At 62.4% G+C, this 12,198-nt stretch carries 8 protein-coding genes; 5 read left to right on the forward strand and 3 right to left on the reverse strand.

The genetic code is table 11. The features are described 5' to 3' along the window. Positions 1-11 precede the first annotated feature (11 nt). Genes HX807_RS30075 through HX807_RS30085 form a run of 3 tightly spaced genes read left to right on the forward strand, consistent with a single transcriptional unit; the run spans position 12 to position 3,560 of the window. Entirely contained in the window at positions 12-1,592 is a 1,581-nt protein-coding gene (locus HX807_RS30075) for an aldehyde dehydrogenase (NADP(+)) (RefSeq protein WP_177052016.1), read from the forward strand. A gap of 39 nt (positions 1,593-1,631) precedes the next feature. Next, the gene (locus HX807_RS30080) at positions 1,632-2,507 is read left to right on the forward strand and encodes an SMP-30/gluconolactonase/LRE family protein (protein WP_177052018.1); all 876 of its coding nucleotides are present in this window, start codon (positions 1,632-1,634) and stop codon (positions 2,505-2,507) included. A 48-nt stretch (positions 2,508-2,555) separates the two neighbouring features. Next, on the forward strand, positions 2,556-3,560 hold the full coding sequence (locus HX807_RS30085) for a substrate-binding domain-containing protein (RefSeq protein ID WP_003217769.1): 1,005 nt from the start codon (positions 2,556-2,558) through the stop codon (positions 3,558-3,560). Between the two features lie 172 nt (positions 3,561-3,732). Here HX807_RS30085 and HX807_RS30090 read toward each other — a convergent pair whose 3' ends face one another. Further along, positions 3,733-4,881 carry an aldose epimerase family protein gene (locus HX807_RS30090; protein ID WP_102369085.1) on the reverse strand — a complete coding sequence of 383 codons (1,149 nt, stop codon included), beginning with the start codon at positions 4,879-4,881 and terminating at the stop codon, positions 3,733-3,735. Positions 4,882-5,009: 128 nt separating this feature from the next. Between HX807_RS30090 and HX807_RS30095 the strand changes: the two genes are divergently transcribed. Both HX807_RS30095 and treS read left to right on the forward strand, forming a co-directional pair. Continuing rightward, positions 5,010-5,792: an SDR family NAD(P)-dependent oxidoreductase gene (locus tag HX807_RS30095; RefSeq protein ID WP_003217767.1), complete on the forward strand. Its 783-nt coding sequence runs from the start codon at positions 5,010-5,012 to the stop codon at positions 5,790-5,792. Between the two features lie 122 nt (positions 5,793-5,914). Then, on the forward strand, positions 5,915-7,966 hold the full coding sequence (gene treS, locus HX807_RS30100) for a maltose alpha-D-glucosyltransferase (protein WP_008433350.1): 2,052 nt from the start codon (positions 5,915-5,917) through the stop codon (positions 7,964-7,966). A 36-nt stretch (positions 7,967-8,002) separates the two neighbouring features. Here treS and HX807_RS30105 read toward each other — a convergent pair whose 3' ends face one another. Together HX807_RS30105 and HX807_RS30110 are read right to left on the reverse strand one after the other, a co-directional pair. Further along, on the reverse strand, positions 8,003-11,050 hold the full coding sequence (locus HX807_RS30105) for an efflux RND transporter permease subunit (protein WP_177021088.1): 3,048 nt from the start codon (positions 11,048-11,050) through the stop codon (positions 8,003-8,005). Positions 11,051-11,059: 9 nt separating this feature from the next. Then, on the reverse strand, positions 11,060-12,172 hold the full coding sequence (locus tag HX807_RS30110; protein ID WP_008433355.1) for an efflux RND transporter periplasmic adaptor subunit: 1,113 nt from the start codon (positions 12,170-12,172) through the stop codon (positions 11,060-11,062). Positions 12,173-12,198: the final 26 nt, after the last annotated feature.

A 12,198-nucleotide genomic window follows, 5' to 3' on the forward strand; every position in this document is an offset into this window, starting at 1 on the left:
AGGAGACAGGCATGACCCGGATTTGTGGCCACAACTACATCGGCGACCAGCGCAGCGCTGCCGGCAGCATCACCCTGCAGAGCATCGACGCCACCAGTGGCGAGGCATTGCCCTTTGATTTCTACCAGGCCACCGCGCAGGAGGTCGACGCCGCGGCCAACGCCGCCGCTCAGGCTTACCCGGCTTATCGCAGCCTGAGCGCGCAGCATCGTGCGTCGTTCCTGGAGGCGATAGCCGATGAACTGGACGCCCTGGGCGATGACTTTGTCGCCCTGGTCTGCCGCGAAACGGCATTGCCCGCCGGGCGTATCCAGGGTGAGCGCGGTCGTACCAGCGGCCAGATGCGGTTGTTCGCCAAGGTACTGCGGCGCGGTGATTTCTACGGCGCGCGGATCGACCAGGCGCTGCCGGATCGTCAGCCCTTGCCGCGCCCGGATCTGCGCCAATACCGCATCGGCCTGGGGCCGGTCGCGGTGTTTGGGGCGAGCAATTTCCCCCTGGCCTTTTCCACTGCCGGTGGCGACACCGCCGCCGCGCTGGCGGCCGGTTGCCCGGTGGTGTTCAAGGCCCACAGCGGCCACATGGCCACCGCCGAGCGGGTCGCCGATGCGATCATGCGGGCGGCCGAGCGCACAGGTATGCCCGGCGGCGTGTTCAACATGATCTTCGGCGGCGGTGTGGGGGAAGCGCTGGTCAAGCACCCAGCGATCCAGGCCGTGGGTTTCACCGGCTCGCTCAAGGGCGGCCGGGCGTTGTGCGATATGGCGGCGGCACGCCCGCAACCGATCCCGGTGTTCGCTGAGATGTCCAGCATCAACCCGGTGATCGTCTTGCCCCAGGCCCTGCAAACCCGGGCAGACACCATCGCCCGCGACCTGGTCGCCTCGGTGGTGCAGGGGTGCGGCCAGTTCTGCACGAACCCGGGGCTGGTGATCGGGATTGCCTCGCCAGCGTTCACAGGCTTCACCCAACAGGTCGCCCAACTGATCGGCGGCCAGCCCGCGCAAACCATGCTCAATGCCGGCACCTTGAACAGCTACGGCAAAGGCCTGCACACGCTGCTGGCCCATCCTGGCATCGAGCACCTGGCGGGCCAGACGCAAACCGGCAATCAGGCGCAGCCACAGCTGTTCAAAGCGGACGCCAGCCTGCTGATCAACGGCGATGAAGTGTTGCAGGAGGAAGTGTTCGGCCCCACCACGGTGTTTGTGGAAGTCGCCGACCAGGCCCAACTCGCTGCGGCGTTGCACGGCCTGCACGGCCAATTGACCGCGACGATCATCGGCGAGCCGGCGGATTTCACCCAGTTCGGCGAGTTGACGCCGCTGCTGGAGCAAAAGGTTGGCCGCATCCTGCTCAACGGCTACCCCACGGGCGTCGAGGTGTGTGACGCGATGGTCCACGGCGGGCCGTATCCGGCAACTTCGGATGCCCGTGGCACTTCCGTGGGCACCCTGGCGATCGAGCGTTTCCTGCGACCTGTGTGCTTTCAGAATTACCCTGATAGCCTGCTTCCCGACGCGCTGAAGAATGCCAACCCGTTGCGCATTCAGCGTCTGGTAGATGGGCAGCCGTCGCGCGACGCGCTGTAACCGGTACCACCTGAAAACAACAAGAAAGCAGGAGGTTTCATGTCGTGGACCGCAGTCACACCGCACCGGGCTCGGCTGGGCGAAGGGCCGTTCTGGGATGTACCGGGCCAGGCCTTGTATTGGGTGGACATCATCGGCCAGCAGGCCTTGCGCCTGCAGGGCGGGCAATTGCACACCTGGCAATTGCCTGAGCCGGTCTCGGCGTTTATCCCGTGCGCCAGCGGCGATGCACTGGTGACCCTGAGCAGCGGCGTGTATCGCCTCGACCTCGATTCGACGCCGAGCGATCCACGCCTGACCTTGCTTTGCGTCGCCGATCCGCAACCGGGCAACCGTGCCAACGAAGCCCGCTGCGATGCCCAGGGCCGGCTGTGGCTGGGCACCATGCAGAACAACATCGGCGAGCACGGTGAAGACTTGCCGGTGCTGCGACGTTCCGGCGGCCTGTTCCGGGTCGATACCGACGGGCAGGTCACGCCGTTGCTGCAAGGCTTGGGCATTCCCAACACCTTGCTGTGGAACGACGCCGCCACCCACGTGCATTTCGGCGACAGCCTGGACGGCACGCTCTATCAATATCCGATTAATGAACAGGGCCAGCTCGCACCCGCGCAGGTCTGGTTCGGGCCTCACTCCCGGGGTGGCCCGGACGGCTCGGCCATGGACGCCGAAGGCTATATCTGGAACGCCCGCTGGGACGGCAGCTGCCTGCTGCGGTTGACGCCGGGCGGTGCAGTCGACCGGGTGATCGAGCTGCCGGTCAGCCGTCCCACCAGTTGCGTGTTCGCAGGCCCCGACCTCAAGACCTTGTACATCACCAGTGCCGCCAGCCCGCTGGATCACCCGCTGGACGGTGCGGTGCTGGCCATTGAGGTCGATGTGCCGGGGAAAATCTGCCACCGCTTTGCAGGATAACCAACAGGCTGTTTAACGCACTCAAAAACAACAACAAGGAGTCACCCTATGAATCGTCGTCGTGGTATCCGTTCCCTGTGCTGCGCCGCTGTGGCGGTGTCCGCCGTCGGCCTGAGCAGCCTGTTGCTGGCGGCCGAGCCGGTGAAGATCGGCTTTCTGGTCAAGCAGGCGGAAGAGCCCTGGTTCCAGACCGAATGGGCCTTCGCCGAAAAGGCCGGCAAGGACAAGGGCTTCGAGGTGATCAAGATCGCCGTGCCCGACGGCGAGAAAACCCTCTCGGCCATCGACAGCCTGGCGGCCAACGGTGCCAAGGGTTTTGTGATTTGCCCGCCGGACGTGTCCCTCGGCCCGGCGATCATGGCCAAGGCCAAAGCCAACGGCTTGAAAGTGATCGCCGTGGATGACCGTTTTGTGGACGCCAAGGGCAACTTCATGGAAGACGTGCCTTACCTGGGCATGGCCGCGTTTGAAGTGGGCGAGAAGCAGGGCAGTGCCATGGCCACTGAAGCGAAAAAACGTGGCTGGGATTGGAAGGACACCTATGCGGTGATCAACACCTACAACGAACTCGATACCGGTAAAAAGCGCACTGATGGCTCGGTCAAATCCCTGAAGGCCGCGGGCATTCCGGATGATCACATCCTGTACGCAGCCCTCAAGACCCTCGACGTCCCCGGCAGCATGGACGCCACCAACTCGGCGCTGGTCAAGCTGCCCGGCGGCGCGAAAAACCTGATCATCGGCGGCATGAATGACAACACCGTGCTTGGCGGCGTGCGCGCCACCGAAAGCGCCGGGTTTGCGGCGGCGAATGTCATCGGCATCGGCATCAACGGCACCGATGCCATTGGCGAATTGAAGAAAGCCAACAGCGGCTTCTTCGGCTCGATGCTGCCCAGCCCGCACATCGAGGGCTACAACACCGCGAGCATGATGTTCGAGTGGGTCACTACGGGTAAGGAGCCGCCGAAGTACACGGCCATGGATGAGGTGACGCTGATCACCCGCGAGAACTTCAAGCAGGAGCTGGAAAAGATCGGTTTGTGGAACTGATGGCCGCTGACGTTTCCCGGCAGCCCTGCTAACGCCGGTACTGTGGGAGCTGTCGAGCTTTGGCGAGGCTGCGATAGCGGTGGGTCAGGCACCTTGGATATTGATAGTGCCTTGGATATTGATAGTGCCGACGTCATCGCAGCCTCGCCAAAGCTCGACAGCTCCCACAAGTTTAGTCAGCAGAGAATTTCAGCACGGTATTCTGCGTGTAGGTCTGGCCAGGATCGAGACGGGTAGAGGGGAAGCTCGGCTGGTTGGGGCCGTCGGGAAAATGCTGGGTTTCCAGGGTGAACGCACTCCAGTGGGCGTAAGGCTTGCCACCCTTGCCCTTGATCGTCCCGTCGAGGAAGTTGCCGGTATAGAACTGCACGCCAGGCTCGCTGGTATACAGCTGCAAGCGGCGGCCGGACTGCGGGTCACGAACGTCGGCGGCCAGTTTGCCGATATCACCCTTGGCATCCAGCACCCAGTTGAAGTCAAAGCCACCTTGTTTAGGTTCGGCGAATTTCAGCTGGGGATGATCGTCCTTGATGTGCTGGCCGATGGCAGTGGGCTTGAGAAAGTCCATCGGCGTGCCGGCGACCGGGGCCAGTTCGCCGGTGGGAATCAGGGTGCTGTTGACCGGGGTGTAATGGCTGGCATGCAGGGTGGCGACCTGCTTGAGCACATCACCGCTGCCGGCGCCGGCGAGGTTGAAGTAACTGTGGTTGGTGAGGTTGAGCACCGTGGGTTTGTCGGTGGTGGCCTTGTAGTCGATGTGCAGTTCGTTCTTGTCGTTGAGGCTATAGGTGACATCGACTTTCAGGTTGCCGGGAAAACCCATCTCGCCGTCCTTGGACAGGTAGCTCAGGGTCACGCCCACCGAATCGTCCTGCTTGACCGGCTGGGCTTTCCACACATGCTTGTCGAAACCTTGCGGGCCGCCGTGCAGCGAGTTCGGCCCGTCGTTGAGGGGCACTTGATAGCGTTTGCCGTCAAGTTCAAAGCTGCCCTTGTCCAGGCGGTTGCCAAAACGGCCGATGGTCGCGCCGAAGAACGCAGTACCGGCCTGGTAGCCCTGGACGTCATCGAAGCCCAGCACCACGTCGGCGAACTGGCCGTGTTTGTCGGGTACTTTCAGCGACTGCAAGACCGCGCCATAGGTGATGACCGTGGCTTGTACGCCATGACTGTTACGCAATACATACTGCTCGACGGCGGTGCCGTCATTGGTTTTGCCGAAGGGTTTGTGTTCGCTGGACAAGCCAGCCGCCTGAGCGCCCAGGCTGGCCACCGCCAGGGAGAGGCCAAGGCCGGTAAGCAGGAATCGGGATTGCCGCATGACTGAGCTACCTTTATTGTTGTTAATTAAATAGTTCTACTATTTATTCGGCTGCAGGGCTGATTTATAGCCAATATCGCAAAACATGCAATATAAAATAAGACTAAATACAGCGGAGTGACTGCCCCATGAACACTGAAAAACAGCCCGGCGCGCAGGCGATGTACCCGGACCTGCGGGATAAAACCGTGCTGATCTCCGGCGGTGCTTCCGGGATAGGCGAGGCCATGGTGCGTGCCTTCGCACGCCAGGGGGCCAAGGTAGCCTTCGTGGACCGGGCGCAAGGGCAGGGCGACCGATTGGCGGCGATATTGTCGGCCGAGGGCCATGCCGTCGAATTCGCCCATTGCGATATCACCGACGAGATCGCGTACAAGGCCGCGATAGCGTGCCTGGCGCAGAGTCTTGGGCCGATCGACGTGCTGGTGAACAATGCCGCCAATGACGTTCGGCACACCCTGGATGAAATCGACTCGGAGCGGTTCGACCAACTGATTTCGGTCAACCTGAAGCACGGGTTTTTCGCGGCCCGGGCCGTGGTACCGATGATGAAGGCCGCAGGCGGCGGGTCGATCATCAACCTGGGTTCCATCGGCTGGATGATGGCTTCCAGCGGCTACCCGGTATATGCCGCCAGCAAAGCCGCCGCCCACGGCATGACCCGGGCCCTGGCGCGGGAGCTTGGGCCCAGCCGTATCAGGGTCAATACGCTGGTGCCGGGCTGGGTGATGACCGAGAAACAACTGGCGATGTGGGTGGATGACGCGGCCCGGGAGTTGATCGCCCGCAGCCAGTGCCTGCCGGGCAGTGTGGAGCCGGAACATATCGCCAATATGGCGCTGTTCCTGGCCTCTGATGTATCGGCGATGTGTACCGCACAGAACTTCATTGTGGACGGTGGATGGGTCTAGGCCGGGGAAGGGTCGCCATCCCGGATGCAACGAATCGCCGCCCGGGGCCTCATACAGTAACGAACGGTGGTTCATATGCAGCCACCGCAACCGACTACTTCATGGGTGCAGGTGATTGATTTATGACGGACGCCGATAAGAAACATGTGGCCTGGCTGGTGGAACAATCGATGCTGCATGCCGCCAAGCAGCGCGCGAGGCTCTACTCGGGGCAAGGCCGGTTGTGGCAACAGCCGTATGCCCATACCCGGCCCCGTGATGCTTCAGCCCTGGCATCGGTGTGGTTCACGGCCTATCCGGCGTCCATCGTCACCCGCGAGAACGGCAGCGTACTGGAGGCCCTGGGCGATGAAACCTTGTGGCACGCGCTGTCGAAAATCGGCATACAGGGCATCCATAACGGCCCGCTGAAACGCTCGGGCGGTCTATCCGGCACCGAGCATACCCCCACCATTGACGGCAATTTTGACCGCATCAGCTTCGACATCGACCCGCAACTGGGCACCGAAGCCCAGCTTCAGGCGCTGGCCCGCATGGCCGCCGCGCACAACGCGGTGATCATCGACGATGTGATTCCGTCCCACACCGGCAAGGGCGCGGACTTCCGCCTGGCCGAGATGGCCTACGAAGACTATCCCGGGCTCTACCACATGGTGGAGATCCGCGAAGAAGACTGGCCGCTGCTGCCCGATATCAGCGAGGGCCGCGATGCGCAGAACCTCAGCCCGCAGCAGGTCGACGTGCTCAGGGACAAGCACTACATCGTCGGCCAGTTGCAACGGGTGATCTTCTTCGAACCCGGGGTCAAGGAAACCGACTGGAGCGCGACCGATGTGGTCATCGGCGTGGACGGCAAGCCCCGCCGCTGGGTGTACCTGCATTACTTCAAGGAAGGGCAGCCGTCGCTGAACTGGCTGGACCCGACCTTCGCCGCGCAGCAGATGATCATCGGCGACGCCCTGCACGCCATCGACGTGATGGGGGCGAAAATCCTGCGCCTGGATGCCAACGGTTTCCTCGGTGTGGAACGAAAACTGGAAGGTAACGCCTGGTCTGAAAGCCATCCGCTGTCCATCACCGGCAACCAGATCCTGGGCGGCGCGATTCGCAAGGCGGGCGGTTTCAGCTTCCAGGAACTGAACCTGACGGTGGACGACATCGCCGCCATGTCCCACGGCGGCGCAGACCTGTCCTACGACTTCATCACGCGCCCGGCTTACCAGCACGCGTTATTGATGGGCGACACCGAATTCCTGCGCCTGATGCTGCGGGAGATGCACACCCTGGGCATCGACCCCGGCTCGCTGATCCACGCCTTGCAGAACCATGACGAGCTGACCCTGGAACTGGTGCACTTCTGGACGTTGCACGCCCATGACACCTACCTCTATCAGGGGCAGACCTTTCCCGGCGGCATCCTGCGCGAGCATATCCGTGAGCAGATGTACGAACGCCTGGCTGGCGAACACGCGCCGTATAACCTGAAGTTCGTGACCAACGGCGTGTCCTGCACCACCGCCAGCATCATCACGGCGGCGCTGGGCATTCGCGACCTTGAGGCGATTACCCCGGCGGATATCCAGCAGATCCGCCAGATTCACCTGCTGCTGGTGATGTACAACGCGATGCAACCGGGGGTGTTTGCACTGTCCGGCTGGGACCTGGTGGGCGCATTGCCGTTACCGGCGCAGGAGGTGGCCCACTTGATGCTGGATGGCGACACACGCTGGATCCATCGCGGCGCCTATGACCTGGTGGACCTGAATCCGGATGCGGAGCAATCCGCCGGGCAGATGCCGCGTCCGAAAACCTTGTATGGCAGCCTGATCAGCCAGTTGGCCGACCCGGATTCCTTTGCCTCGCAACTGCAAAGAATCCTCGCGGTGCGCCGAGCCTACGACATCGCCGCCAGCCGCCAGATCCTGGTGCCGGATGTGCAGCACCCGGGGCTGTTGATCATGGTGCACGAGCTGCCGGCGGGCAAAGGTACCCAGATCACGGCGCTGAACTTCGGCTCGACGCCGATTACTGAAACCCTGCACCTGCCCGATATTGCGCCCGGGCCGGTGGTGGACATCATCAATGAGCGGGTGGAGGGCGATCTGACACCCGAGGGTGATTTCACCATCACCCTGGATGCGTATGAAGGCTTGGCGCTGCGGGTAGTGATCTGACCCACTGATCCACTGCAGGAGCGAGCAAGCTCGCTCCTACACGGGGACCGGCTGTTCCGCCTCCTGATGGTGCGTGGAGCCAATGAACATATACATCGCCGGCACCATGAACAGCGTCAGCACGGTACCGATCGACAACCCGGCGAAGATCACCAGGCCCATGTCATGCCGTCCCGCAGCCCCGGCACCGGAGGCCCACACCAGCGGCACCACGCCCAGCACCATGGCGGCGGTGGTCATCAGGATCGGCCGCAAACGCACGCCGGCGGCTTCTTCTATGGCCTCACGCTTGCTGTGACCGGCGCGCTGCAACTCGTTGGCAAACTGCACGATCAGGATCCCGTGCTTGGTGATCAACCCCAGCAACGTCACCAGCCCCACCTGGGTGTACACGTTGATCGAGGCAAAGCCCATGGTGATAAACGCCAACGCGCCGAAGAGTGCAGGGGGCACCGAGAACAGGATCACCACCGGGTCGCGGAAACTCTCGAACTGAAACGCCAGGGCCAGGTACACGATCAGGATCGAGAACATCAGCAGGCCGAAGAACCCGCCGGATTCCTGCATGAACTGGCGTGATTCGCCGGAGAAGTCCGAGGTGTAACCCGACGGCGCAATATTGGTCAGAATGGTGTTCAGTTTCGCCAGCAGTTCGCCCTGGGCCACGCCGCTGACGCCCGACAGGGTCGCCGAGTTGAGTTGCTGGAAGTGGTTGATGGATTCCGGCTGGGTCGAGGTTTCGATATGCGCCACGGTCCTCGCCTGGATCATGCTGCCGGATGGCGTGCGAATGTAATAATCGAGAATCTGGTCCGGGTTGAGGCGATCAACCTGCAACACCTGGGGAATCACTTTGTACGAGCGCCCGGCAGTGGAGAAGTAGTTCACGTAGTTGCCGCCCAGTGCCGCGGACAGCGCCGCACCGACGTCGGCCTGGGTCATGCCCAGTGCGGCGATTTTTTCCCGGTCCACCACCAGCTTGGCTTGTGGCTTGTCGAGTTTCAGGTCCATGTCGGAGAAATAGAACAGCTGTTGTTTCTGGGCCTCGGCCACCACGGCCTGGGCGACTTCGTTGAGGTTTTCCACCGAGTCGGTGGTGGTGATCACGAACTGCACCGGCAAGCCCTGGGCGCCCGGCAGCGATGGCAGCGGGAAGGCCGCAATGGTGGCGCCCGGCACCTGGTTCCATTTCTGCTGGAGTTCCAATATCAGTTGGGCTTGGGAGCGCGAGCGGTCGCCCCAGTTTTTCAGCAGTACACCGCCCAGGCCCTGGTTGAGGATAGGCAACCCGGTCAGTTGGAACATCTGCGCGTATTCCGGCTCTTTGTTGGCGATCTGGAAGGCCTGGTCGGCGATGCGCTCCATCTGCTGCGGCGAAGCGGTGGGCGGGCCCTTGATCTGCATGAACACCAGCCCCTGGTCCTCGGTGGGCGACAGTTCGCTTTTGGCGGTCATGCCGCTGGCGGCCACCAGCAGGAACAGCACAAAACCAAACGTCACCAGCACCGGCCATACGTTCAGGCCGCCCGAGAGTACGCGGTGGTAACGGCCCCGCAACCAGTCAAAGTACTGATCGAGCTTGCGGGCGAAACGACCTTCTTCCTGCCCGGTCTTGAACAGCCGGGACGTCATCATCGGCGAAAGCGTCAACGCCACCACGGCCGACACAGTCACGGCACCCGCCAGCGAGAAACAGAACTCCTTGAACAGCGCACCGGTAAGGCCGCTGCGCAGCCCGATGGGCACGTAGGCCGCGATCAGCACCACGGTCATCGCGATGATCGGCCCACCCAGTTCCCGCGCGGCAACCAGCGCAGCTTCCAGCACGCCTTTGCCTTCCTCCTTGATATGCCGGTCGACGTTTTCCACCACGATAATCGCGTCGTCCACCACCAGGCCGATCGCCAATACCAGGGCAAGCAGGGTCAGCAGGTTTATCGAGTACCCCAGCAGGTACATGATGAAGAAGGTCCCGACCAGCGACAGCGGGATCGCCACCAGCGGCACGATCACCGCGCGGAACGAGCCGAGGAACAGGTAGATCACCACCGACACAATGATCATCGCCTCGACCAGGGTCTTCACCACCTCATAGATCGAGGTGTTGATGAACTCCGTGGAGTCATACACGATCTCGCCGCGTACCCCGGTGGGCAACTGGGATTGCAGCTCGGGGAAGGCCTCGCGCACGCTGTCGGCCACCGTCAGGATATTTGCAGTCGGCGCCGTCTTGATGCCGATGAACACCGAACGCTTGCCGGAAAACGCCACGCTGCTGTCGTAGCTTTCGGCGCCGAGGGTGACGGTGGCCACGTCCTCCAGGTACACCAGGGCATCGCCTTTCTGCTTGACCACCAGCCGCTTGAATTCATCCACCGTGTGCAAGTCGGTCCCGGCCGTCAGGTCGACCGTCACCGTTTGCCCACGGGTGGAACCGACGGCAGACAGGTAGTTGTTGTTGGCCAGGGCGGTGGACACGTCCTGGGCGGTCACGTTATGCGCCGCCAGTTTGTTCGGGTCCATCCAGGCACGCAGGGCGAACTGGCGCCCGCCGAGGATTTCTGCGGTTTGCACGCCCTGGATTGAGTCCAGCTTGGGCTTGACCACCCGCACCAGGTAGTCGGTGATGTTGTTGGTGGGCAGGGTGTCGCTGTAGAAACCCAGGTACATGGCGTCTGTGGTCTGCCCGACCGCCACCGTCAGCACCGGTTCCTGGGACTGCGCCGGCAGTTGGTTCTTGACCGAGTTGACCTGGGTGTTGATCTCGGTGAGGGCCTTGCTCGCGTCGTAATTCAGCCGCAGCGTGGCGGTAATCGTCGAGACACCGGTGATGCTGGTTGAAGACAGGTAGTCAATGCCCTGGGCCTGGGCGATGGCCGATTCAAGCGGCTGGGTGATAAAGCCGGCAACGGTGGAGGCGTCCGCGCCGTAGTAGGCGGTGGTGATGGTGACCACGGTATTTTCGGTGCGTGGCCATTGGTTCACCGGCAATTCGAAGATCGAGCGCAGCCCCAGGATCAGGATGAACAGCGAGACGACAATCGCCCAGACCGGCCGCTGGATAAAGGTATCGGTAAGCTTCATGGGACACCTTTAGTGTTCTTGGGGAGTCGGCGCAGGATCGTTCAGCGGCGCGGCGCTGTTATCGACCTTCACCGGCGAGCCATTCTTGAGCTTCATCTGGCCGCTGGTGATCAGCAGATCGCCTTCCTTCACACCCGACAGGATCGCCACCTGATCGCCCCGGGTCGGCCCGGTCTTGATGAAAGTCTGTTGCGCGGTGAGGACTTCCTCACCCTTGTCGTTCTTGCTCGATGTGGCAATGAATACCGTGGTGCCGTAAGGGTTGTAGGTCACCGATGTCTGCGGGACGGTGAGGTAGCGCTGCGTCGCACCGGAGTTGACCACGGCGCGGGCAAACATCCCGGGCACCAGGTTCTGTTTGGGGTTGTCGACGGTGGCTTCCACGGTGACATTGCGCGTGGTGGCGTCGAACTGGGTGTCGATGGTGCTGATCTTGCCGGTGAAGGTTTGATTCGACAGTCCGTCGGCCGTTACCGAAACCCCTTGGCCGATGGCGATGGCCTCCATTTGAGTCTGGGGCACCGTGAAGTCGATGTAGATCGGATCGAAGGTTTGCAGCGTGGCGATCTTGTCGCCGGGGTTGAGGTATTGGCCAGGGTTGACGCTGGTGATGCCGATGCGCCCGGCAAACGGTGCGCGGATGGTTTTTTTCGCCACCAGCGCGCGCTGTTGTTCGGCGGCGGCGAGCTTGGCTTTGAGGTCGGCGGTGTCAGTGTCCACTTGTGCCTGGGAGATGGCGTTAACCGCCAGTTGCGCCTTGTCACGCTTGAGCACGATCACCGCCAGGTCAGCCGTGGCCTCAAGGGAATGCAGTTGCGCGATGTCCGAGTCGGCATTCAGTTGGACGAGCAGCGCCTGGGCCGCCACTTCTTGCCCGGGCGTGAAGCCGATGGTGCGCACGATGCCGCCCACTTCAGTGGTCACATCCACCCCCCTGACCGCTTTCATTGAGCCCACGGCGCTGACATTCGGTTGCCAGTCGCTGAACGGCACCTTCATGGCCGTGACCACGGAGGCGGGCAGGGGCATTTTCGACTGGGCGATCAGCGCCGAAATCTGCACGAACTTCACCCCGGCAATGATCGCCACAATCACCAGCACCACCACGATCATGATGATCATCGGCCGCCACAGTCGGCGCTTGCGCG

It is taken from the genome of Pseudomonas sp. D8002 (genome assembly GCF_013385695.1).
Taxonomy (GTDB): domain Bacteria; phylum Pseudomonadota; class Gammaproteobacteria; order Pseudomonadales; family Pseudomonadaceae; genus Aquipseudomonas.

Coding starts and splice junctions, on each gene's coding strand:
- HX807_RS30110 (WP_008433355.1), bottom strand. CDS start 12,172: ATGATCATCATGATCGTGGTGGTGCTGGTGATTGTGGCGATCATTGCC.
- HX807_RS30105 (WP_177021088.1), bottom strand. CDS start 11,050: ATGAAGCTTACCGATACCTTTATCCAGCGGCCGGTCTGGGCGATTGTC.
- HX807_RS30075 (WP_177052016.1), top strand. CDS start 12: ATGACCCGGATTTGTGGCCACAACTACATCGGCGACCAGCGCAGCGCT.
- HX807_RS30095 (WP_003217767.1), top strand. CDS start 5,010: ATGAACACTGAAAAACAGCCCGGCGCGCAGGCGATGTACCCGGACCTG.
- HX807_RS30090 (WP_102369085.1), bottom strand. CDS start 4,881: ATGCGGCAATCCCGATTCCTGCTTACCGGCCTTGGCCTCTCCCTGGCG.
- HX807_RS30080 (WP_177052018.1), top strand. CDS start 1,632: ATGTCGTGGACCGCAGTCACACCGCACCGGGCTCGGCTGGGCGAAGGG.
- treS (WP_008433350.1), top strand. CDS start 5,915: ATGACGGACGCCGATAAGAAACATGTGGCCTGGCTGGTGGAACAATCG.
- HX807_RS30085 (WP_003217769.1), top strand. CDS start 2,556: ATGAATCGTCGTCGTGGTATCCGTTCCCTGTGCTGCGCCGCTGTGGCG.